Source organism: Limnohabitans sp. TEGF002 (assembly GCF_055395845.1).
Window position 1 is genome coordinate 2,765,199 of the sequence record NZ_AP029224.1, and the last position, 21,484, is coordinate 2,786,682.

21 protein-coding genes and 3 pseudogenes are annotated in these 21,484 nt (G+C 58.9%); 5 read left to right on the forward strand and 19 right to left on the reverse strand.

Features of this window, described 5'->3' with window-relative positions:
• Position 1: 1 nt before the first annotated feature.
• The gene (locus tag ACZ5SR_RS13795) at positions 2 to 754 is read right to left on the reverse strand and encodes an endonuclease/exonuclease/phosphatase family protein (protein WP_464449214.1); all 753 of its coding nucleotides are present in this window, start codon (positions 752 to 754) and stop codon (positions 2 to 4) included.
• A 2-nt stretch (positions 755 to 756) separates the two neighbouring features.
• Complete coding sequence (nudB, locus tag ACZ5SR_RS13800) at positions 757 to 1,224, reverse strand: dihydroneopterin triphosphate diphosphatase (RefSeq protein ID WP_464449215.1); 468 nt, start codon at positions 1,222 to 1,224, stop codon at positions 757 to 759.
• Between the two features lie 104 nt (positions 1,225 to 1,328).
• Here nudB and ACZ5SR_RS13805 point away from each other — a divergent pair, with 104 nt between their 5' ends.
• Both ACZ5SR_RS13805 and ACZ5SR_RS13810 read left to right on the forward strand, forming a co-directional pair.
• On the forward strand, positions 1,329 to 1,976 hold the full coding sequence (locus ACZ5SR_RS13805; RefSeq protein ID WP_464449216.1) for an ABC transporter ATP-binding protein: 648 nt from the start codon (positions 1,329 to 1,331) through the stop codon (positions 1,974 to 1,976).
• Between the two features lie 235 nt (positions 1,977 to 2,211).
• On the forward strand, positions 2,212 to 2,637 hold the full coding sequence (locus tag ACZ5SR_RS13810) for a lytic transglycosylase domain-containing protein (protein WP_464451059.1): 426 nt from the start codon (positions 2,212 to 2,214) through the stop codon (positions 2,635 to 2,637).
• 92 nt (positions 2,638 to 2,729) lie between these two features.
• On the opposite strand, the gene katG is transcribed toward ACZ5SR_RS13810, so the two are convergent.
• Positions 2,730 to 4,889, reverse strand: coding sequence for a catalase/peroxidase HPI (katG, locus tag ACZ5SR_RS13815; RefSeq protein ID WP_464449217.1), 2,160 nt, complete (start codon positions 4,887 to 4,889; stop codon positions 2,730 to 2,732).
• 444 nt (positions 4,890 to 5,333) lie between these two features.
• Between katG and ACZ5SR_RS13820 the strand changes: the two genes are divergently transcribed.
• Positions 5,334 to 5,762, forward strand: a complete 429-nt coding sequence (locus tag ACZ5SR_RS13820) for an RNA recognition motif domain-containing protein (RefSeq protein ID WP_019430095.1) — start codon at positions 5,334 to 5,336, stop codon at positions 5,760 to 5,762.
• Between the two features lie 250 nt (positions 5,763 to 6,012).
• On the opposite strand, the gene aspS is transcribed toward ACZ5SR_RS13820, so the two are convergent.
• The 16 genes and pseudogenes from aspS to ACZ5SR_RS13900 form a co-directional block, all read right to left on the reverse strand.
• Positions 6,013 to 7,827, reverse strand: a complete 1,815-nt coding sequence (aspS, locus tag ACZ5SR_RS13825) for an aspartate--tRNA ligase (protein ID WP_464449218.1) — start codon at positions 7,825 to 7,827, stop codon at positions 6,013 to 6,015.
• A 49-nt stretch (positions 7,828 to 7,876) separates the two neighbouring features.
• The gene (locus ACZ5SR_RS13830; protein WP_464449219.1) at positions 7,877 to 8,548 is read right to left on the reverse strand and encodes a DUF502 domain-containing protein; all 672 of its coding nucleotides are present in this window, start codon (positions 8,546 to 8,548) and stop codon (positions 7,877 to 7,879) included.
• A 37-nt stretch (positions 8,549 to 8,585) separates the two neighbouring features.
• Entirely contained in the window at positions 8,586 to 8,915 is a 330-nt protein-coding gene (locus tag ACZ5SR_RS13835; protein ID WP_464449220.1) for an FmdB family zinc ribbon protein, read from the reverse strand.
• Between the two features lie 115 nt (positions 8,916 to 9,030).
• A pseudogene (locus ACZ5SR_RS13840) lies at positions 9,031 to 10,509 on the reverse strand (high affinity choline transporter 1).
• A 25-nt stretch (positions 10,510 to 10,534) separates the two neighbouring features.
• Complete coding sequence (locus ACZ5SR_RS13845) at positions 10,535 to 10,813, reverse strand: hypothetical protein (protein WP_464451126.1); 279 nt, start codon at positions 10,811 to 10,813, stop codon at positions 10,535 to 10,537.
• The gene (locus ACZ5SR_RS13850) at positions 10,779 to 10,958 is read right to left on the reverse strand and encodes a hypothetical protein (protein ID WP_464451127.1); all 180 of its coding nucleotides are present in this window, start codon (positions 10,956 to 10,958) and stop codon (positions 10,779 to 10,781) included. Before ACZ5SR_RS13850 ends, ACZ5SR_RS13845 begins: the two co-directional genes overlap by 35 nt.
• A 220-nt stretch (positions 10,959 to 11,178) precedes the next feature.
• Positions 11,179 to 11,250, reverse strand: a pseudogene (locus ACZ5SR_RS13855) (hypothetical protein); the annotation flags it as partial.
• 137 nt (positions 11,251 to 11,387) lie between these two features.
• Positions 11,388 to 11,639: pseudogene (locus tag ACZ5SR_RS13860) on the reverse strand (AarF/UbiB family protein); the annotation flags it as partial.
• A gap of 38 nt (positions 11,640 to 11,677) precedes the next feature.
• Positions 11,678 to 11,797 carry an AarF/UbiB family protein gene (locus tag ACZ5SR_RS13865; protein ID WP_464451155.1) on the reverse strand — a complete coding sequence of 40 codons (120 nt, stop codon included), beginning with the start codon at positions 11,795 to 11,797 and terminating at the stop codon, positions 11,678 to 11,680.
• Complete coding sequence (locus ACZ5SR_RS13870) at positions 11,757 to 12,215, reverse strand: hypothetical protein (protein ID WP_464451156.1); 459 nt, start codon at positions 12,213 to 12,215, stop codon at positions 11,757 to 11,759. The genes ACZ5SR_RS13865 and ACZ5SR_RS13870 overlap by 41 nt, the downstream gene beginning before the upstream one ends.
• Before the next feature lie 546 nt (positions 12,216 to 12,761).
• Positions 12,762 to 12,932, reverse strand: a complete 171-nt coding sequence (locus ACZ5SR_RS13875; protein ID WP_464451128.1) for a hypothetical protein — start codon at positions 12,930 to 12,932, stop codon at positions 12,762 to 12,764.
• The gene (locus ACZ5SR_RS13880; RefSeq protein WP_464451129.1) at positions 12,919 to 13,131 is read right to left on the reverse strand and encodes a hypothetical protein; all 213 of its coding nucleotides are present in this window, start codon (positions 13,129 to 13,131) and stop codon (positions 12,919 to 12,921) included. Before ACZ5SR_RS13880 ends, ACZ5SR_RS13875 begins: the two co-directional genes overlap by 14 nt.
• Before the next feature lie 288 nt (positions 13,132 to 13,419).
• Entirely contained in the window at positions 13,420 to 13,782 is a 363-nt protein-coding gene (locus ACZ5SR_RS13885) for a hypothetical protein (protein WP_464451130.1), read from the reverse strand.
• A 35-nt stretch (positions 13,783 to 13,817) separates the two neighbouring features.
• Positions 13,818 to 14,549, reverse strand: a complete 732-nt coding sequence (gene ubiE / locus ACZ5SR_RS13890) for a bifunctional demethylmenaquinone methyltransferase/2-methoxy-6-polyprenyl-1,4-benzoquinol methylase UbiE (protein ID WP_464449225.1) — start codon at positions 14,547 to 14,549, stop codon at positions 13,818 to 13,820.
• Between the two features lie 10 nt (positions 14,550 to 14,559).
• Entirely contained in the window at positions 14,560 to 14,979 is a 420-nt protein-coding gene (locus tag ACZ5SR_RS13895; protein WP_291937377.1) for a gamma-butyrobetaine hydroxylase family protein, read from the reverse strand.
• A gap of 41 nt (positions 14,980 to 15,020) precedes the next feature.
• Positions 15,021 to 18,899, reverse strand: coding sequence for a DUF3683 domain-containing protein (locus ACZ5SR_RS13900; protein WP_464449226.1), 3,879 nt, complete (start codon positions 18,897 to 18,899; stop codon positions 15,021 to 15,023).
• 268 nt (positions 18,900 to 19,167) lie between these two features.
• Here ACZ5SR_RS13900 and ugpB point away from each other — a divergent pair, with 268 nt between their 5' ends.
• Positions 19,168 to 20,472, forward strand: a complete 1,305-nt coding sequence (ugpB, locus tag ACZ5SR_RS13905) for a sn-glycerol-3-phosphate ABC transporter substrate-binding protein UgpB (RefSeq protein ID WP_464449227.1) — start codon at positions 19,168 to 19,170, stop codon at positions 20,470 to 20,472.
• A 107-nt stretch (positions 20,473 to 20,579) separates the two neighbouring features.
• Positions 20,580 to 21,461 (forward strand): sn-glycerol-3-phosphate ABC transporter permease UgpA, encoded by an 882-nt coding sequence (gene ugpA / locus ACZ5SR_RS13910; protein ID WP_464449228.1) that lies wholly within the window; start codon positions 20,580 to 20,582, stop codon positions 21,459 to 21,461.
• Positions 21,462 to 21,484 lie beyond the last annotated feature (23 nt).

Consider the following 21,484-nt stretch of genomic DNA (forward strand, 5'->3'; position numbering starts at 1 on the left):
GTCAGTCCATCCAGGTGAATTCGGCCACGAGCGGCAGGTGGTCCGACATGCGTTGCCAAATGCGCCCTGTGGGGGCCATGGCGTGGACTGGCGTCAGACCACGTGCATACACATGGTCCAGCTGGTTCAGCGGCAATCTCGACGGGTAGGTGGGCGTGGGCTGCTCACGCCACTCGCGAAAACCGGCTCCGGCCATGCGCCGCCCAAGCCCAGTGCCCCAATCGTTGAAGTCACCCGCGACCAGCACGGGGGCATGGGCCGGAATGCTGTGATCGATGAAAGCCAGCAACTGAGCAACCTGCCGCACCCGACTGGCGGGCACCAGTCCCAGATGCACCACGATCACATGCACCACGCGGTCCACCACCTGAACCACTGTGTGCAACAAGCCCCGCTGTTCAAAACGGTGGTCAGACATGTCCTGGTGCTGGTGCGACAGCACGGGCCAGCGGGACAACAGGGCGTTGCCATGCTCGCCGTGGCGAGTGATGGCGTTGGTGCGGTACACCGACGCATAGCCCTCCGGGGCCAGGTAGTCGGCTTGCGGTTGACTGGGCCAATGCGAAAAATACCGCTCTTCGCGGCGGTGCATCCGGCGCACCTCTTGCAAGCACACGATGTCGGCATCGAGCTGCTCCACCGCATGGCCCAGGTTGTGGATCTCCAACCGCCGTGCAGGCCCCAAGCCCTGCACACCTTTGTGGATGTTGTAAGTGGCCACCCGCAAGACGGGGTGTTCGTGTCTTTGGGGCATGCTCAGCCGACGGATTTTAAGAAGCGCGGCAACATCAAAATGGCCTCAGCATTGGAGGGCGAAAAACATTGGTCTGCCGCGGCTTGCCAAGGCTGCCACTGCCAATCGGTGTGCTCGGTGGGGCTGAGGATGATGGGCATTTTTTCGGGCACACGCAAACCAAAAACACGTTCGGTGTTACGACTGACCTCAGGTGCATAACGCCAACGCCATGCCGGGTAAATATCGTATTGGTTTTCCAGTTCCCAATCCTGCAAACAGCAGCCTGGGTGCCGTGCATCGATGCCAGTTTCTTCTCGCACCTCGCGGATGGCCGTCTCCATCCATGTTTCTGCCGGGTGATCTTTACTGCCCGTGACGGACTGCCAAGTGCCTGCATCGGTCCGGCGAATCAGCAAAACCTCTTGTTCGGGTGTGTGGATAACCACCAGAACCGATTCAGGTATTTTGTAAACCGCTTTGACAGACATGGGATTTGATCCTCCGTGGAATGGATACCACTGAGGTTCATTGTAGTCAGCACCTCGCGGGCGTTGAACCACGGCATGAAAACCTAACTGATAGCATCAAGGGCATGTTGAATGTCACCACTTACACACAGAATGAATCACACCATCCAGTCATGGAAGTGAAGGGCTTGAGCGGTGGTCCGGGAGACACACTTCTTTTCAAAGATTTGGATTTATCTCTACCACCCGGCATATCTGCACTGCTGGGTGATGAGGGTTCTGGCAAAACCAGCCTTTTGCGCTTGCTGTCGGGTGATTTGCCCGCGCAATCCGGTCAGCTTCAATTACGGGGTGGCGGCGCGACCCTGTTTCCGCCGCAACCAGGTGCCGTGTTTTGGACTGACTTGCGCTTGCCACGTCACGATGAGGAAACCCCAGGCCAATACTGGGCGACTTTGGCGCCCTTTTGGCCTGCTTGGTCTGAAAAAGTCCTGAACATCGGGATCAATGCTTTGCAACTCACACCGCATTTGGACAAGCGCTTGAACATGCTGTCTACTGGCAGCCGCCGCAAGGTTGGCTTGGTTGCCGCGCTGGCGTGTGGAGCCACGGCCACTTTGCTTGACCAGCCCTTTGTATCGCTCGACCAAACCTCCATCCGAGTGCTGCAAGAGATGTTGAGCGATACCTACCAAGATGCAGAGCGTGCTTGTTTGATTGCCGACTATGAGGAACCCGCACACCTGCGATTGGCGGCGGTTCTCCAGCTGTAAACGGAACACTTGGCTTCGGCTCTGACCTGGATCTCAGGCGGCCCGCAGAACTCAAGGAAAATGCTTTCGTGCCGATTTAATATTTGAAGGCATACGTGAATGTGTGTGAACTGGATTTCCCATATGCCTGAGCCCTCGCAAACCCAGCTGTTTTGGTATGTCACTCACTTCGTTTGCTTTTAGCCGTTGGGCTTTGCCTGCACTGGGCGCTTTATCGATGGCGCTCCCGAACGGCATGGCTTTAGGCCAAACACACTCAAGCTCCAAAACTGCCCCGCCACTTGCGACAGAGCGCTGCTTGGCGCCAGCCGCACAAAGGCATGGCGTGAACCCCAAGATACTCAGGGCCATTTTGCAAGTCGAGTCTGGCATGCGTGCCAATGCGGTTAACCACAACCCCAACGGCACCGTAGACGTTGGGATGGCACAAATCAACTCCATTCACTTTCCAAAACTGGCGCAATGGGGCATCACCCCCACCCAGCTCTTGGACCCCTGCGTGGCCACTCATGTAGCGGCTTGGCACCTCAAGCGCAGTTTGCTGCGTCATGGCAACACTTGGTTCGGCGTTGCTGCCTACCATTCAGCGACACCCGAACACAACTGGCGTTACCAAGAATTGGTCAGGCGCGAATTGGCACGGACAGGATCTTTACGCTGAAGATCCTGCCCCTTGCATTTCAGCCAAAGTGGACTTGACTCGTTCAAAAACGCCTCCAGAAAATGGCGCTGTCTAAATGGTTGAGTCAGCGCTTAGAACCGATCGGCATTCATGACATGGGTCCAGGCGGCCACAAAGTCCCTCGCCAACTTCTCGCGGTTGTCGTCTTGCGCATAGACCTCGGCATAAGCCCTCAGCACCGAGTTGGAGCCGAAGACGAGATCCACCCGGCTCGCAGTCCATTTGGTTTGGCCCGTTTTGCGGTCGCAAATGTCGTACGAGTTGCGGCCCGTGGGTTTCCACTGGTAGGCCATATCGGTCAGGACCACAAAGAAGTCGTTGCTCAAGACCCCCACCCGGTCGGTGAACACCCCGTGCTGGCTGCCACCGTGGTTGGTACCCAGCACGCGCATGCCGCCAATCAGGGCCGTCATCTGATGCGCGGTCAACCCCATGAGCTGGGCGCGATCGAGCAGTAACTCTTCGGGGCTGACGGCGTAATGCTGCTTGACCCAGTTGCGGAAACCATCGTGGATCGGTTCGAGCACCGCAAACGATTCGGCATCGGTCATGGCCTCGCTGGCGTCGCCACGCCCAGGTTGGAAGGGCACCGTCATGTCAAAGCCAGCCGCTTTGATGGCCTGCTCCACACCGACGTTGCCAGCCAGCACGATCACATCAGCCACGCTGGCGCCACTGTCCTTGGCAATGGTCTCAAGTACACCCAAGACTTTGGCCAAACGAGCAGGCTCGTTGCCTGCCCAGTTTTTTTGCGGGTCCAGGCGGATGCGTGCGCCATTGGCACCGCCACGCTTGTCGGAGTGGCGGAAAGTGCGGGCACTGTCCCAGGCTGTGGCCACCAACTCGCTGACACTCAGGCCAGTCGCCGCAATTTTGGCTTTGACCGCAGACACGTTGTAGTCGATTGGGCCTACAGGCACCGGGTCTTGCCAGATCAGGTCTTCTTGCGGCACTTCGGGGCCGATGTAGCGTGCTTTGGGGCCGAGGTCACGGTGGGTCAGCTTGAACCATGCGCGGGCAAAGACCCGGGTGAAATACGCGGGATCTTTGTAGAAGCGCTCCGAAATCACGCGGTAAGCCGGATCCATCCTCATGGCCATGTCGGCATCGGTCATCATGGGTTGCAGGCGAATCGACGGGTCTTCCACGTCGACTGGCATGTCTTCTGGCTTGATGTGGATGGGCTGCCACTGGTGAGCGCCAGCAGGGCTCTTGGTCAGCTCCCACTCGTAATTGAGCAACAAATGGAAGTAGCCGTTGTCCCACTGCGTGGGGTGGGTGGTCCAAGCGCCTTCGATGCCGCTGGTGACGGTGTCGCGGCCCACACTGCGGGTGCTGTGGTTCATCCAACCCAGGCCCTGTTCGTTCACATCGGCGCCCTCAGGGGCTGGACCCAGGTTTTGCGCCTTGCCGTTGCCGTGTGCTTTACCCACGGTGTGGCCGCCTGCGGTCAAGGCCACAGTTTCTTCGTCATCCATGGCCATGCGGGCAAAGGTCAAGCGCACGTCTTGCGCCGTTTTCAGCGGATCTGGCTGGCCGTTGACGCCTTCTGGGTTCACATAGATCAAACCCATTTGCACCGCAGCCAAAGGGTTCTCAAGGGATTGGCGGTCACCGCCGTCGTAGCGGGCCGAACCCAACCATTCTTTTTCTGCGCCCCAATAAATGTCTTGTTCGGGGTGCCAAATGTCCTCGCGGCCAAAGGCGAAACCGTAGGTCTTGAGGCCCATCGATTCATACGCCACGTTACCAGCAAGCACGATCAGATCGGCCCAGCTGATGCGGTTGCCGTATTTCTTTTTGATGGGCCAGAGCAGGCGACGCGCCTTGTCGAGGTTGGCATTGTCGGGCCAAGAATTGAGCGGCGCAAAACGCTGATTGCCCGTGCCTGCACCGCCTCGACCGTCGGCAATGCGGTAAGTGCCCGCAGCATGCCAGGCCATGCGAATCATCAAACCGCCGTAATGTCCCCAATCGGCAGGCCACCAGTCCTGGCTGTCGGTCATGAGTGCGGTCAAGTCTTTCTTGAGCGCGGGCACATCCAACTTTTTGACTTCTTCGCGGTAATTGAAGTCTGCCCCCATGGGGTTGGTTTTGGTGTCGTGCTGGTGCAGGATGTCCAGGTTCAGTGCTTTGGGCCACCAAGCTATAGCGGCGTTGGCAGAAATGGCGTTGGTGTTGGCGCCGTGCATGACGGGGCATTGGCCTGAGCTGGTGGAGGTGGGGTTCATGGCGTTTCCTTCGTGGTGGGTATTTCGAGGTTCGGTGTTTGCAAACACGGTCTTGTGGCAACCGTTGCGGAAAGAAAAAACTTTCAAACCCGAGTACTCAATTTACGCAAACTATGGAGAATTAATATAAGTATTTTTTATTATCACGATAGCCACGATCCACATGAGTTCGCCAGGCCACACAATTCTGATTTTGTGAAAAAACATTTTTTACGCACCGACTTCGACAGCTCGGAGACACCTTCGAAAAACGAGGTTAAATAACCAACAAGTTAAATTGCAGCCCCCTTTTCTGCGCTATGCCCCATAATGCGTGCGTGTACGTCATAAAAAACGGCACAAGTCAGGTGATCGGTCAGTTTCGCGCGCTACGGCGGCAGTTCTCAGTTTGTTGTGCTTTCGGGACCCCATCGCTTTGTTTCATGTATTTCTGAGGAGTCCCCCATGGGCAATAAACTTTACGTCGGCAACCTGCCGTACACCGTTCGTGACGAAGACCTGCAACAGGCATTCGGCGAATTCGGCGCCATCACCAGCGCAAAAGTCATGATGGAACGCGACACTGGTCGCTCCAAAGGCTTTGGCTTTGTGGAAATGGGCAGCGATGCCGAAGCACAAGCTGCTATTGCTGGCATGAATGGCCAATCTCTGGGTGGCCGTAGCATCACTGTGAACGAAGCCCGTCCGATGGAGGCACGTCCTCCACGTACCGGTGGTTTCGGTGGTGGTGGCGGTTACGGCGGTGGTGGTGATCGCTCCGGCGGTGGCGGCTACGGCGGCGGCCGCTCCGGTGGCGGCGGCTACGGCGGTGGCGGCGATCGCTCCGGCGGTGGCGGCTACGGCGGTGGCGGCGGTGGCCGCGGCGGCTACTAAGCCCTGCAAATCCCGCGAACGGCAGCGATGCCGTTACAAAACCTCTGGTTCAGCCTCGTGCTGAGCGCAGACATCAAAGGCTTCAAGACTTCGGTTTTGAGGCCTTTTTTGTGGGCGTACCACACACTTCCCAGGATCTACGAGCGTGTGTGCCTTCGTAAAACTTGCACCGACGAAAGCCCGGACACCTGATCTACAAACGACAACGCCACCCGAAGGTGGCGTTGTCGATTTGCAGGGTCAGCGCTGTTTAAGCGGCTTTAACAGCATCCACATTGCGCAAGCGGATGTGCAATTCGCGCAACTGCTTTTCGTCCACAGGGCTTGGCGCTTGCGTGAGCAAGCACTGAGCACGTTGTGTCTTGGGGAAAGCGATCACGTCGCGGATCGACTCAGCGCCCGTCATCAGGGTCACGATGCGGTCCAGACCAAAGGCCAGACCACCGTGTGGCGGCGCGCCATATTGCAACGCATCGAGCAAGAAGCCGAACTTGAGCTGGGCTTCTTCGGGCGTGATCTTGAGTGCGTCAAACACTTTTTGCTGCACGTCAGCGCGGTGGATACGGACCGAGCCGCCGCCCATTTCCCAACCGTTCAATACCATGTCGTAGCCCTTGGAGATGCACTTCTCGGGGGCAGTGACCATCCAGTCTTCGTGGCCGTCTTTGGGCGCAGTGAAGGGGTGGTGCACAGCGGTGTAACGCTGGCTTTCGTCGTCGTATTCGAACATCGGGAAGTCCACCACCCACATGGGGGCCCAGCGGTCTTCAAACAGCCCATTGGCTTTGCCAAAGGCGCTGTGGCCAATCTTGATGCGCAGGGCGCCGATGGCGTCGTTGACGATCTTTTCTTTGTCTGCACCGAAGAAAATCAGATCGCCATTTTGCGCGCCCGAGCGCTCCAGCACAGCGGTCAAAGCCGCATCGTGGATGTTCTTGACGATGGGCGATTGCAAGCCATCACGGCCTTTGGACAAGTCGTTGACGCGGATATAAGCCAGGCCCTTGGCGCCGTAGATCTTGACGAACTCGGTGTAGGCATCGATCTCACCACGGCTGATGCCGCCGCCTTCGACCGAGCCACCCGGCACGCGCAGGGCGACCACACGGCCGCCTTTCATGTTGGCGGCACCTGAGAACACTTTGAAGTCCACATCGCCCATGACGTCGGTCACTTCGGTGAACTGCAGTTTCACGCGCAAATCGGGCTTGTCCGAGCCATAAATGTGCATGGCGTCTTGGTAAGTCATGACTGGGAACTCGCCCAAGTCAACACCGATGGTTTTTTGGAACACGCGTTTGATCATGCCCTGGAACATGTCGCGGATTTCTTCTTCGGTCAGGAACGATGTTTCGATATCGATCTGGGTGAATTCGGGCTGACGGTCAGCGCGCAGGTCTTCGTCGCGGAAGCACTTGGTGATTTGGTAATAACGGTCATAGCCCGCCACCATCAAGAGCTGCTTGAACAGCTGGGGCGACTGGGGCAAGGCAAAGAACTGGCCGTCATGCACGCGGCTGGGCACCAGATAGTCACGCGCGCCCTCGGGCGTGCTCTTGGTCAGCATGGGGGTTTCGATGTCCACAAAGCCGTTTTCGTCCAAGTACTTGCGCACTTCCATCGACACTTTGTAGCGCAGCATCAGGTTGTTTTGCATGTACGGACGGCGCAAGTCCAGCACGCGGTGTGTCAGGCGGGTCGTCTCGGACAGGTTGTCTTCGTCGATCTGGAACGGCGGCGTGACAGAGGCGTTGAGCACGATCAACTCGTGGCAGAGCACTTCGATCTTGCCGCTTTTCAGGTTGTCGTTGGTCGTGCCGTCAGGGCGGGCGCGCACCACGCCTTTGATCTGCACGCAGAACTCGTTGCGCACGTCTTCGGCCACCTTGAACATGTCGGGGCGGTCCGGGTCGCACACCACCTGCACATAACCTTCGCGGTCACGCAGGTCAATGAAGATCACGCCACCGTGGTCACGGCGACGGTTAACCCAGCCGCACAGGCTCACGGTTTGGCCAGTCAGGGCTTCGGTCACCAGACCGCAATAGTGGGAACGCATGGACATGTTGTGGGACTTTCAGGATTCGCAGGAACAGGATTCAAAACAAGGCGTGTCAATCCAGCTTAGGCTGGACCAGGGCTGCAGGGGGTTGGGGGACAGGCGTGCCGGGCACGACCACCCCCATGGAGATGATGTATTTGAGGGCATCGTCAACGCTCATGTCGAGCTCGATGACATCGGCTTTGGGCATCATCAGGAAAAAGCCTGAGGTCGGGTTGGGCGTGGTGGGCACATAGACACTCACCATGGGCTGGCTCAGGTGTTTGGCCACTTCACCCCCGGGGCTTCCGGTCAAAAAGGCGATGGTCCACGAGCCCTGACGTGGGTATTGCACCAACAAGGCTTTGGAAAACGCATTGCCACTGCCCGAAAACAAGGTGTCGGCCACCTGCTTGACGCTGGTGTAAATGCTGCGGACCACGGGGATGCGGTTCATGAGGCCGTGCCATTTGCGCAACCACCATTGGCCAAACATATTGGCGACAAAAACCCCGGTGGCAAAAATGAACACGGCCACAATGGCCACGCCCAAACCGGGGATGCCACGCAGATACTCGGCGCTGGCATGAACGCCGGGAATCAAGGTGTCGGCCGCGTGGAGCACCGTCAAAAAGATGGCGTCGAGCATGCCCAACAACCACATGATCACCCAGACAGTGATGCCCATGGGCAGCCACACCAGCAAGCCGGTAACGAAATACTGTTTGAAGCTGCGGTGTTTCATGAGGTAGGGCAATCGGTGAGTTCAGCGTTCAGAAAAATCAATGGCAGGCGCATGAAGCGGCGCAGCCTGCGGCGCTGGCAGCAGCAGCAGCAGCAGGCGCTGCGCTGTCACTGGCTGGTGCAGCTGAAGGTGTGGTCACAGCATCGGCTGCGGTGCCCGCTGCGGCAGGCACTGCGGCCGCCCCACCACCCTTGAAATCGGTGGCATACCAGCCTGTGCCTTTGAGCTGAAAACCCGGGGCCGTGAGCTGCTTGTTGAATTTGGGGGCGCCGCAAACCGGGCAGTCGGTCAGCGGGGCGTCACTCATTTTTTGCAGAACATCCTTGGCATGGCCGCAGGCGTCGCATTTGTAGGCGTAAATGGGCATGAGAAGAGCCTTTGAAGGTGATGCAAGAAAACCTTCAATTATAGGCTTGGCAGCACCCTCCAGGTCCCCACGCCGATTGCCGCGCCCGACCGATGCAGGGCGGGGGCTCAGGAGGTCAACGACTGGCGCTGTCTTGACCGGCATGATCCAAGGCACTGGCCATGGACTTGCCCTGGTTGGCGATCACACTTGGTGCTAAAGAGCCCAGCAGCATGCCGACAATGGACGCCATCAGACCCAGCAAGTTGGCTGGCACCAAGGTCTCGGGGGCCAGGAAATTGAACACCAGCCAAGTTCCCACACCCAACACCACCGAGCACAAAGCACCCTGTGTGTTGGCGCGCCGCCAGAATGCACCTGCCACCAGCGGCACAAAGGCCCCGGTCAGGGTGACGTTGTAGGCGTTTTGCACCATCTCGTACATGGTGCTGGTACTGTTGAGGGCAAACAACAAAGCAAACGAGGTGAAGGTGACCAGGATGACGCGCAGCAGCAGCAAGAACTGGCGGTCGCTCATGTGGGGCACAAAGGGCTTGAGCACGTTCTCGGTGAAGGTGGCCGTGGGGGCCAGCAAAGCGCCACTGGCGGTCGACAAAATGGCCGACAGCAAGGCACCAAAGAACAAAATCTGAGCCCACATGGGCATCTTGCCCAACACCAAATCAGGCAGGATGCGCTGGATGGCGCGGGCGTCTTCCGACTCGAACAAGGCCTTGAGTTCAGGATGGGCGATCAAAGCCGCATAGGCAATGTACAAGGGAATAAAGGCCATCACGAAATACATCAGACCGCCAATGATGGTTCCCCTGACCGCCGTTTTTTCGTCCTTGGCACTGGTCATGCGCTGAAAGACGTCTTGCTGGGGAATGGAGCCGAAGGCGAATGCAAAGAAAGCACCCGCCATGGCCCACCAGGCCGCGGCATCCATGTCGGCAGGGAACATGTCCAACTTGCCATCGGCTGCTGCTTGGGCAATGACTTTGTCAAACCCACCGGCGTTGCCACCCACCAGCAAGGCGACCGCAATCAGACCCACCACGATCACCACGGTCTGAAACAAGTCGGTGAAGGCCACCGACCACATGCCACCAAACACGGTGTAGACCAGCACCACGGCCGCGCCCATCATGATGGCGTAGTTTGAGGTCAATCGCCCCAGACGACAGCACATGGATGACCAAGCCCAGCGCCGTCAATTGCGCCGAGGGTCCAGCCCAGATAAGACAACACAATCGCCACACTGGTGAGCACCTCCACCGACTTGCCGTAGCGCACCTTATAAAAGTCACCGATGGTCAGCAGGTTCAGACGGTAAAAAAGTTTGGCAAACAGCAGGGCTGCCAACACCAAGCACACGGTGGCTCCGAAAGGGTCACCGGGAATACCGTTCAAGCCATCCTTGGCAAAGGTGGCCGACACCGACAAGACCGTTTCAGCGCCAAACCAGGTGGCAAACACGGTGGCCACGTTCATGTACAAGGGCAAACTTCGGCCTGCCACCAAGTAATCCTTGGCCCCGTGGACCCCGGCGCGCAGCCAACAAACCAATGCCGATGGTCACGGCCAAGTAAGCGATCACAAAAGTCAGCAGCACCTGCAGCTCCTCGAAAAAATCAGGTTCAGATGAAAAGTTGCAGATGCATGCCCACCTGCAAAACGAGCAAGGAAAACACAAAGCCCAACCCGGCGTAAATCAGGGTTTGCAGCAGTTTGTTGGTGCGCCTTTGCTCAGCCAGCAATTGGTCCAGCTGACGGGCGTCTTGTTGACGAGGCTTTTGCAGGTATTCGTGCAACAGGCGAGGCAATTGGGGCAGCAGTTTGGCGTAATGCGGGGCTTGCGACTTGAGCTCTTCCCAGAGCTTTTTAGGGCCAATTTGCCTCCAGCATCCACTTTTCAAGGAAGGGCTTGGCCGTGCTCCAGAGGTCCAGTTCGGGGTCGAGGTCGCGGCCCAGACCTTCGATGTTGAGCAGGGTTTTTTGCAGCAGCACCAGCTGAGGCTGGATCTCGACCTGAAAGCGGCGCGAGGTCTGGAACAGGCGCATCAGCCACCATGCCCAGAGAGATTTCCTTGAGCGGTGCGGTCAAAGTAAGGCTCGCACACCGCACGGATGGCCGATTCCAGCTCGTCCCCCCGCGTCTCGGGCGGCACCCAACCGGACTCGATGTGCAAGTTCCGCCACGCGTTTGTAGTCGCGACGGAAAAATGCCGTGAAAATTTTGTGCCAAGTACTCTTTGTCGTACTCGGTGAGCGTGCCCACGATGCCGAAGTCGAGCGAAATGTAGCGACCAAAGGTCTCGGGAGCCAGGCTGACCTGGATGTTGCCGGGGTGCATGTCGGCGTGGAAAAAAGCCGTCGCGGAACACTTGCGTGAAAAACAGCGTCACGCATCACGGGCCAGCTTGGAATGTCCACACCCGCTTCGCGCAAGCGATCGACCTGGCTGATGGGCACGCCATGCATACGCTCATGACGATGACCTCGGGGTGGCAAAAATCCCAAATCATCTCGGGGATCAGCACCAGATCGAGGCCCTTGCATGTTGCGGCGCAGCTGGGCCGCGTTGGCCGCTTCACGCACCAAATCCAGCTCGTCGTGCAGGTATTTATCGAACTCGGCCACCACTTCGCGGGGTTTGAGGCGTTTGCCATCGGCGCTCAGGTTTTCTACCCAGCCCGCCATCATGCGCATCAGGCTCAGGTCTTTGTCGATGACGGGCAGCATGCCCGGGGCGCAAGACCTTCACGGCCACTTCGCGCACGTCACCCGATTTGCCGCGCAACGTGGCAAAGTGAACCTGGCGCGATCGAGGCACTGGCGACCGGCTCGCGTTCAAAGGTTTCAAAGATGTCGTCGACTTTGCGGTTGAAAGCCCGCTCGATCGACGCCCACCGCGATGGGCCCGAGCTGAAAGGCGGCACCCGGTCTTGCCAGCTTGGCCAGTTCTTCGGCAATGTCGGGAGCCAACAAGTCGCGCCGGGTGGAGAGCACTTGGCCAAACTTCACAAAGATCGGACCCAATCGTTCGAGCGCCCTCGCGCAGGCGCACCGCAACGCGGCTGAGCGCAAGTCCCTGCCCACCGACAACACTCTGGCCAAGAGGCGAATCCAGGGTTTCTGAAAGCTGGAGAGCACCAACTCGTCCAGGCCGTAGCGCAGGACGATGAAGGACGCATGAAGGCACCGCGCCCGAAACGGCCCCAGCGCGTCATGCTGCGCTGCCCATTCGCATCTCAGTGCCAGGGCGCTGTGCGACAAAACTGCGCAAGGCCGCCATGGCCTGACGGGCGCTTGTGCCAAGTGTGTGGCAGGCGCATCCCCGATCAGCGGGCCAGGTCCTCTTCGGCATCCCAGCGCACATGGTCGATCAGCCAATTGATTTCAGCCGCCAGTTGCACATCGCCTTCGATCCGGACCTTGGGGTTTGTCGCCACGGGCCAAAGCCGAGGCCATAGCGATGGGCGACTCTTCAGTCACTGTCAAGCGCAGGTCAAAACCCCTCAAAATGCCCACGCTCGAGCAGGCCAGCAGGGGTGGGGCTCAATTGGAGTTGCATGCGGTCCCAGACCATCTCGATGCGCTGGGCCTTTTTGGCGGGCCAAACGGGCCATGGCCTCCGGCTCGCTCATCAGCACGTGGTTGAGGAACAAAACCAAGCGGTTGACGCTCTCGTCCACCACCCAAGCCGGAGGCTGGAAGTTGGGCCGCGAACCGGTTGACCATGTCGGGGAGCGGCCTGAGCGGCCCATGAAAAAGGGGACTGTGTTGCCATAGTCCCCGATTATTCCCGAAAGTGCCAGCCCCAAACCTTCAGGGCTTTAGACTCGGGCTTTTTTGGCCCGGTCTTTATTGCAGTGCTTGAACGCCCGCCACCAACCAGCCGCCGCCTTGCTTGGATTTGCTCATGTTCCAAACTTCACGGAATGGGCTGGGGCCGGAAGCTGCGTCTTCGCGGATCATGCCGTTGAACTCGACACTGGCCAAGTAAGCGTCAGCTTGCTCTTCAATGCCCAGCAAACTGAGCCTCAAGCATGACGACTTCGGTCTTGTTGGGCTGACCGGGGAACTGTGCTTCGCGCTCGGACAACTGGTTGCGGATCTCCACCACCATCGCATCCGTCATCATGGAACGCAGGGCGCTGATGTCCGAGCGGGTCCCAGGCGTCCTTGCAGGGTGACGAAATTGCGCTTTGCAGCGGGTGACAAAGCTGTCCACATCAAAGCCGGCAGGGATTGCCCCAAGTTTGAGAACCGCTCAAACCTGAGCCGATGCCCGAGCCGATCATGGAGCCGGTGGACTGCGATGCAGCCGAGCTGTCGAAACCGGGTGTTTTGGCCCTTCCCAATGGGCGAGCCGAAGCATCGTTGCCCACGTTTTTGGGGGCTGTATTGTTTGTAAGTGGCAGGGTTTTTCCGCAGAGGCACCTTCGCCTTGGTAAGCCAGGCCACCGTTTGCACACCATCTGCGAGGCGCCACCTCGGCGGGCACGCATGATCATGCCGATCACAGCACCAAGACAGCGACGCCGATCAACAAAGCCATCAAGATGTTGCCAAAGGCTTCGCCCATGCCCAGAGAACTGGCCAACCACGCCAGACCCAGACCAGCGGCCAGGCCGCCCAACATGGCACCCCAAGGCTTCTTGGGCGCAGCGGCTGCGGGTGCAGCAGCGGGCTTGGCAGCGTTGGCTGGGGCAGCATTTTGCGCAGGTGCAGCAGGGGTTTGCGGCGCGGCATCACGCTTGGTGACCTGATTTGACTGCTGCCCCAAAGACTTGCCACCGCCCATGCGGCGTGCGGCCTCTGCATTGAGGCTACCCAAGGCCATCACGCCTGCGAGCATCAGTGTCATCAACTTGTTGTTCATGGTGTCTCCAACTCAGGAAATTCAGTTTTCGGGCTTCAACACTTGATGCCCATGTGCAAGGCTACCACCCCGGCCGACAAATTGTGAAAATCCACATGGCCAAATCCGGCATTTTTCATAAGGGTTTTCAACTCTTCCTGACCCGGGTGCATGCGGATGGATTCGGCCAAGTAACGGTAGCTGTCGGCATCACCCGCCACCAGTTTGCCCAACTGGGGCAAGATCTTGAAGCTGTACCAGTCGTAGGCTTTTTCGAGGGGTTTGGCCACTTTGGAAAACTCCAGCACCAACAACTTGCCGCCTGGCTTGAGCACCCGGCACATTTCCTTCAAGGCCACATCCTTGTGCGTCATGTTGCGCAGGCCAAAGGCGACGCTGACCACGTTGAAGTGACCATCTGGAAAAGGCAACTTTTCGGCATCGCACACCAAAGTGGGCAAGGCCAAGCCATGGTCGACCAGGCGGTCGCGCCCTGTGGACAGCATGGCTTCATTGATGTCGGTGTGCACCACGCGGCCTGTGGCGCCGACTTTTTTGGCAAAAGCCATCGACAGGTCGCCCGTGCCGCCTGCGATGTCCAGCACTTGGTCGCCTTCTTTCAAGTTGGCAACCTGCACGGTGTAAGCCTTCCACACGCGGTGCAGGCCCATGGACATCAAATCGTTCATCACGTCGTATTTGGACGCAACCGAGTCGAACACGCCACGCACGTGCTTGGCTTTCTCGCTTTCGTCGACGGTTTTGAAACCGAAGTGGGTGCTGCTCATGCCGACCTCCTCAATGCTTGTGACCGCAGCTGCCGCCCGCTGCCGCTTCGACCATGGGCGCATCGCGGCTCATGCCTGCGGCTTGCAGCCGGTCTTCGTACTGTTTCCAAAGGGCGGCTTCCTGGTCGCCCAGAAAGTACAGGTACTCCCAGGTGAAGAGGCCCGATTCGTGCCCATCCGTGAAGGTGGGTTTCACGGCGTAATTGCCCACGGGTTCGATCTCGGCGATGCCGACCTCGCGCTTGCCGGTTTGCAGCACTTCCTGGCCGGGGCCGTGGCCTTGCACCTCGGCAGAGGGCGAGTACACGCGCATCAGCTCAAAAGGGATGCGGAACTGCGCCCCGTCGGAAAACCCGATCTCCAACACCCGGGTCTGACCATGCAGGGTCAGCGACTCGGGGTGGGGCATGTCTTTTTTCAATCCGGCCATCTTTTGCTTTCGAAATCTTGCTGTCGAGTTGCGCGTCAGGCTTAAACAAGCACGCGCTCAATGCCACCCGCATTGGCGGCATTCACGTACTCGGGCATCCACTCTTCGCCCAGAATGTGTTTGGCCATCTCGACCACGATGTAGTCGGCTTCGAGCAAGCCGTTTTTCATGTCGTCGCCAAAGCGCGACAAACCTTGCAGGCAGCTGGGGCAGCTGGTCAGGATTTTCACATTGGCCTCCGGGGCCAGCGCGCCACTGTTGCGCAAAGCGGCTTCGCCTTTGAGCAGTTCTTCTTCCTTGCGAAAGCGCACTTGCGTCGAGATGTCGGGGCGCGTCACGCCCAACGTGCCCGACTCGCCGCAGCAACGTTTGCTTTCCAGCACGTTGTCGCCCATCAAGGCCTTCACGGTCTTCATGGGTTCTTGCTGCTTCATGGGGCTGTGGCAGGGGTCGTGGTACAGGTAAGCGCCGCCTGCGTCGAGCTTCATGCCTTTTTCCAGCAAGAACTCGTGGATGTCGATGATGCGGCAGCCGGGGAAGATCTTGTCGAACTGGTAGCCCTGTAACTGGTCGTAGCAAGTGCCGCAGCTCACCACCACGGTCTTGATGTCCAGGTAGTTGAGCGTGTTGGCCACGCGGTGGAACAGCACACGGTTGTCGGTGATGATCTTCTCGGCCTTGTCGAACTGGCCCGAGCCTTTTTGCGGGTAGCCGCAGCACAGGTAGCCCGGTGGCAACACGGTCTGCACACCCACATGCCAGAGCATGGCCTGAGTGGCCAAGCCCACCTGGCTGAACAGACGCTCCGAGCCGCAACCGGGGAAGTAAAACACCGCTTCTGATTCAGACGTGGTGGCTTTCGGGTTGCGGATGATGGGCACGTAGTCGTTGTCTTCGATGTCCAGCAAAGCACGCGCGGTTTTCTTGGGCAGGTTGCCCGGCATCTTCTTGTTGATGAAGTGGATCACCTGCTCTTTAATGGGCGCAGTGCCCACCGAGGCGGGCGGCGCGCTGGTTTGTTTGCGGGCAACACCCTTGAGCAAACCTGCCACAAAACGCTGCGCCTTCATGCCCACGCCCACCATGGCCATGCGGGCCAGCTTGATGGTTTCGGGGTTGGTGGCGTTGAGCATGAACATGGCCGCCGCGTTACCGGGTCGGAAGCTCTTTTGCCCCATCTTGCGCAGCAGGTTGCGCATGTTCATGGACACATCGCCAAAGTCGATGTTCACCGGGCAAGGCGTCAGGCATTTGTGGCACACGGTGCAGTGGTCGGCCACGTCTTCGAACTCTTGCCAATGCTTGATCGAAATGCCCCGACGGGTTTGCTCTTCATAGAGGAACGCTTCAACCAACAACGAAGTGGCCAAAATCTTGTTGCGTGGGCTGTACAGCAAATTGGCACGCGGCACATGCGTGGCACACACGGGTTTGCACTTGCCGCAACGCAAACAGTCCTTCACGCTGGCCGCGATGGCGCCAATGTCCGACTGCTGCATGATCAGCGACTCGTGGCCCATCAGGCCAAAGCTGGGGGTGTAGGCGTGCGTCAGGTCGGCGGCGTGAACATCGTCACCCAAACCCGTGAGCGCCGCGCCACGCAGCAGCTTGCCTTTGTTAAAGCGCCCTTGCGGGTCGACTTTGGCTTTGTAGGCGGTGAAGTTGGCCAGCTCGGCGTCGGTCAAAAACTCCAGCTTGGTGATGCCAATGCCGTGCTCGCCCGAGATCACGCCGTCCAGGCTGCGTGCCAGCACCATGATGCGGGCCACCGCCTCGTGCGCGGTTTGCAGCATCTCGTAGTTATCGCTGTTCACGGGGATGTTGGTGTGCACATTGCCGTCACCGGCGTGCATGTGCAGCGCCACCCACACGCGTCCTTTGAGCACGCGCTGATGGATGGCGTTGACCTCGTTCAGGATCGGCAAAAAAGCCGAACCCGAGAAGATATTCTGGAACGCTGGGCGAATTTGCGTCTTCCAGCTGGCGCGCAACGTGTGCTCTTGCAGCTGAGGGAACAAGGTGTCCACATCGGTCAACCAGCCTTGCCACTGCGCCTGCACCTCACGCACCACCGCCAAGGCTTGCGCCACGCGGTCTTCCAGCAGCTCAGCCGAAGGGATCTCGCCGGCATCGTCTTGTTTGCCCAGCGGCAGGTTGCCACGCTCCAAGAAAGCTTCGATTTCGCGGCACAGCTTGAGTTTGTTGCGCAGGCTCAGCTCGATGTTGATGCGCTCGATGCCGTCGGTGTACTCGGCCATGCGCGGCAGCGGAATGACCACGTCCTCGTTGACCTTGAACGCGTTGGTGTGGCGCGAAATGGCTGCGGTCTTTTTGCGGTCATGCCAGAACTTTTTACGCGCCTCGGGGCTTATGGCTATGAAGCCTTCGCCGCTGCGCGAGTTGGCAATGCGCACGATCTCGGACGTGGCCTTGGCCACATCGTCAGCGTTGTCACCTGCGATGTCGCCGATCAAGACCATCTTGGGGAATCCGCCACGCTTGCTCTTGGTGGAGTAACCCACGGCGCGCAAATAACGGTCGTCCAAGTGCTCCAAGCCCGCCATCACGGTCCCCGTGCGCTTTTGCTCGGCAAACATGAAATCTTTGATCTCGACGATGCTGGGCACCGCCTCGCGGGCGTGGCCAAAAAACTCCATGCACACGGTGCGGGTGTGGGTGGGCATGCGGTGCACGACCCAGCGGGCGCTGGTGATCAGGCCGTCGCAGCCTTCTTTTTGCACGCCGGGCAGACCCGAGAGGAATTTGTCGGTCACGTCCTTGCCCAGGCCTTCCTTGCGGAAGGTCTTGCCCGGAATGACCAGCGTTTCGGTGCGGATCGGGGTTTTGCCGTCGGCCTTGAAGTAACGCAACTCAAAGGTGGCCACGTCAGCGTCGTGGATCTTGCCCATGTTGTGGTCCATGCGCACCACATCCAGCCATTCGGCGTCAGGGGTGACCATGCGCCAGCTGGCCAGGTTGTCGAGCGCTGTGCCCCACAAAACCGCCTTTTTGCCGCCCGCGTTCATGGCGATGTTGCCGCCAATGCAAGAGGCTTCGGCCGAAGTCGGGTCGACCGCAAACACAAAACCGCCGCGCTCGGCCGCATCGGCCACGCGCTGGGTCACCACACCGGCTTCGGTGTAGATGGTGGGGATCTTGTGCGCGATACCGGGCAAGTCGACCATCTCGACCTCGGTCATGGCTTCGAGCTTTTCGGTGTTGATGACCGCACTCTTCCAGGTCAGCGGGATCGCGCCGCCGGTGTAGCCGGTGCCGCCGCCGCGTGGGACGATGGTCAGACCCAGGTCGATACAACCTTTGACCAAACCGGCCATCTCAACTTCGGAATCCGGCGTCAGCACCACAAAGGGGTACTCAACGCGCCAATCGGTCGCGTCGGTCACATGGCTCACGCGGGAGAGGCCATCAAATTTGATGTTGTCCTTGGCGGTCAGGCGCCCCAATGTCTTTTGCACCTGGTTGCGCAACTTGGCCATGCGGGTGAAACGCTCGCTGAACTGCGTCACGGCCTGGGTGGCCATGGCCAACAATTGGCCAACCAAGGCGTCACGGGCTGTGTCGGCCTCGGGCGTGCGGCGCTTTTGCACCTCGCCGAGGCGGTGCTGCAAGGCTTCCACCAGCAGTTTGCGGCGGGCCGGGTTGTCCAGCAAGTCATCCTGCAAATAAGGGTTGCGCTCCACCACCCAAATGTCGCCCAGTACCTCGTACAACATGCGTGCAGATCGGCCTGTGCCACGCTCTTGGCGCAACTGGCTCAGCAGGTCCCACGCCGACTCACCCAGCAAGCGCAGCACGATTTCACGGTCTGAAAAGCTGGTGTAGTTGTAAGGAATCTCGCGCAAGCGCGGCGCATCGGCGTCGGCTTGCATCAAATGTTGGAGCGTGGTGGGTGCATTCATGGGTGTGGCGCAGTCAAACGCGTCGCTGAAGACGCTGTCAGCCAGACCCGAAAAGGTGTCAAAACGGCTGAGGTTGAATGTTACCGCAGTGAAACAAACACGCGCCGGGGGTGTGGGCACCTGTCACACAGGGGTCTGACTCATGGAAACCCCGGGTTGTCATCCAATGGTCATGCCGTTTTAATGATTTAGCCATGAAGCAATGCCACACTTGCTTTGAGATTTGCTTGTTTTTAAGCAAAAAAGACCCTTTTATTCAGGAGTAGCCATGAAAATCAAATTGACCCTTTCTGCCCTGGCCTTGGGCCTGGCCAGTCTTTCTGCCCAAGCCCAGACCGAAATCCAGTGGTGGCACTCCATGGGCGGAGCCCTGGGCGAGTGGGTCAACGACTTGGCCAAAGACTTCAACGCCAGCCAGAAAGACTACAAAGTGGTGCCCACCTTCAAGGGCAGCTACGACGAGTCCATGACCGCCGCCATCGCCGCTTACCGGGCCGGCAACGCCCCCCATATCCTGCAGGTGTTCGAAGTGGGCACCGCCACCATGATGGCCAGCAAGGGCGCGATCGTGCCCGTGGGCAAGGTCATGACCGACGCAGGTCTCAAGTTCGACCAAAACGCCTACGTGCCTGCGGTAGCCGGTTACTACACCGCTCCCAACGGCCAAATGCTGAGCTTCCCCTTCAACAGCTCGACCCCCGTCTTCCACTACAACAAAGACGCTTTCAAAGCCGCAGGCCTGGACCCCAACACCCCGCCTACCACCTGGCCCGAAGTTGCTTTGGCCGCCGCCAAGCTCAAGGCCAGCGGCCACAAGTGCCCCTTCACCACCAGCTGGATCAGCTGGACGCAGCTGGAGAGCTTCTCGGCCTGGCACAACACCGAATTCGCCACCAAGGGCAACGGCATGCGCGGCATGGATGCGCGCCTGAGTTTCAACACCCCGCTGCACGTGCGCCACATTGACAACCTAGCCAACATGGCCAAACAAGGCCTGTTTGTCTACAAAGGTCGTGGCAACGCAGCCGATGCCACCTTTGTCTCGGGCGAGTGCGCGATGGCTACCGGTTCATCGGCGCTCTACGGCAGCGTGGTCCGTAACGGCAAGTTCGGTTACGGCATTGGCACCCTGCCCTACTACCCCGATGTGGCAGGCGCACCGCAAAACACCGTGATCGGCGGCGCCAGCCTGTGGGTGATGAGCGGCAAGAAAGCCCCCGAATACAAAGGCGTGGCGCAGTTCTTTGCCCACCTGTCCAAGGACAGTGTGGCCGCTGCCAGCCACCAGCGCACCGGCTACCTGCCCGTGACCAAGTCCTCGTTTGAAGTGACCGAAAAATCCGGTTTCTACAAAAAGAACCCCGGCACCGACGTGTCCGTGACACAAATGATCCGCAAGACCACCGACAAGTCACGCGGCGTGCGCCTGGGCAACTTTGTGCAGATCCGCACCATCATTGACGAGGAACTCGAAGGCGTGTGGAGCGGCAAAAAGGGCACCAAAGAAGCCTTGGATACAGCCATCAAGCGTGGCAACGAGCAGCTCGAACGCTTCGAAAAAGCCAACAAGTGATGCTCAAACCGCCCTTCGGGGTGGTGTTCACTGAAAAAGCAGAGGCCATGCCTCTGCTTTTCCGCATTTTGGGGTGAAACTTCTGGCTTGAATCCTTCTAAGAATTTATGGAAAAACGCGTTCGTTTCAAATCCCGCTGGCTGCCCTGGCTGCTGATCGCGCCGCAGCTGAGCATCGTTCTGGTGTTCTTTTTTTGGCCCGCCGGACAAGCGCTTTACCAAAGCGTGTTGCAAGAAGACGCTTTTGGTGCGTCGCGAGAGTTCGTAGGGATGGAAAACTTTGCCCGCTTATGGAACGACAGCGGCTACCTGGACTCATTCAAAACCACCGCTGTCTTTTCTTTGCTGGTGGCAGTCACCGGCCTGTCGGTGTCGCTGCTGCTGGCCGTCATGGCCGACCGGGTTGGGCGCGGCGCGGGTCTGTACAAAACCTTGCTGATTTGGCCCTACGCGGTGGCCCCGGTGGTCGCGGGCGTTTTGTGGCTGTTCATGTTTGCCTCGCCCATGGGCGTGGTGGGTTATGCGCTCAGGGCCGTGGGCATTGAGTGGAACCACCTGCTCAACCCCAACCACGCCATGGCGCTGATCGTGATGGCGGCGGTGTGGAAGCAAATCTCCTACAACTTCCTGTTCTTTCTGGCGGGTTTGCAGTCCATCCCCAAATCGCTGATCGAGGCCGCCGCCATCGACGGGGCCAGCCCCTGGCGGCGCTTTTGGACCATCGTGTTCCCGCTCTTGTCGCCCACCACCTTCTTTTTATTGGTGATCAACATCGTTTATGCCTTTTTTGACACCTTCGCCATCGTGGACGCCACCACCCACGGCGGCCCCGGCAAGGACACAGCCATCTTGGTCTACAAGGTCTATTACGACGGTTTCAAGGCGCTGGACATGGGCAGTTCGGCCGCGCAGTCGGTGGTGCTGATGGTGATCGTGGTCTCGCTCACGGTTTTGCAGTTCAAGTTTGTCGAAAAGAAAGTGCAGTACTGATGTCGCGCCCACACATTCACATC

Excerpts from the sequence above, each read along its gene's own strand:
- ACZ5SR_RS13820 (WP_019430095.1), top strand. The coding sequence starts at position 5,334 with ATGGGCAATAAACTTTACGTCGGCAACCTGCCGTACACCGTTCGTGAC.
- aspS (WP_464449218.1), bottom strand. The coding sequence starts at position 7,827 with ATGTCCATGCGTTCCCACTATTGCGGTCTGGTGACCGAAGCCCTGACT.
- nudB (WP_464449215.1), bottom strand. The coding sequence starts at position 1,224 with ATGTCTGTCAAAGCGGTTTACAAAATACCTGAATCGGTTCTGGTGGTT.
- ACZ5SR_RS13900 (WP_464449226.1), bottom strand. The coding sequence starts at position 18,899 with ATGAATGCACCCACCACGCTCCAACATTTGATGCAAGCCGACGCCGAT.
- ACZ5SR_RS13830 (WP_464449219.1), bottom strand. The coding sequence starts at position 8,548 with ATGAAACACCGCAGCTTCAAACAGTATTTCGTTACCGGCTTGCTGGTG.
- ACZ5SR_RS13850 (WP_464451127.1), bottom strand. The coding sequence starts at position 10,958 with ATGCGCCTGTTCCAGACCTCGCGCCGCTTTCAGGTCGAGATCCAGCCT.
- ACZ5SR_RS13895 (WP_291937377.1), bottom strand. The coding sequence starts at position 14,979 with ATGGCCGGATTGAAAAAAGACATGCCCCACCCCGAGTCGCTGACCCTG.
- ACZ5SR_RS13835 (WP_464449220.1), bottom strand. The coding sequence starts at position 8,915 with ATGCCCATTTACGCCTACAAATGCGACGCCTGCGGCCATGCCAAGGAT.
- ACZ5SR_RS13885 (WP_464451130.1), bottom strand. The coding sequence starts at position 13,782 with ATGAACAACAAGTTGATGACACTGATGCTCGCAGGCGTGATGGCCTTG.
- ACZ5SR_RS13810 (WP_464451059.1), top strand. The coding sequence starts at position 2,212 with ATGGCTTTAGGCCAAACACACTCAAGCTCCAAAACTGCCCCGCCACTT.
- ACZ5SR_RS13805 (WP_464449216.1), top strand. The coding sequence starts at position 1,329 with ATGTTGAATGTCACCACTTACACACAGAATGAATCACACCATCCAGTC.
- ACZ5SR_RS13795 (WP_464449214.1), bottom strand. The coding sequence starts at position 754 with ATGCCCCAAAGACACGAACACCCCGTCTTGCGGGTGGCCACTTACAAC.
- ubiE (WP_464449225.1), bottom strand. The coding sequence starts at position 14,549 with ATGAGCAGCACCCACTTCGGTTTCAAAACCGTCGACGAAAGCGAGAAA.
- ugpB (WP_464449227.1), top strand. The coding sequence starts at position 19,168 with ATGAAAATCAAATTGACCCTTTCTGCCCTGGCCTTGGGCCTGGCCAGT.
- ugpA (WP_464449228.1), top strand. The coding sequence starts at position 20,580 with ATGGAAAAACGCGTTCGTTTCAAATCCCGCTGGCTGCCCTGGCTGCTG.
- katG (WP_464449217.1), bottom strand. The coding sequence starts at position 4,889 with ATGAACCCCACCTCCACCAGCTCAGGCCAATGCCCCGTCATGCACGGC.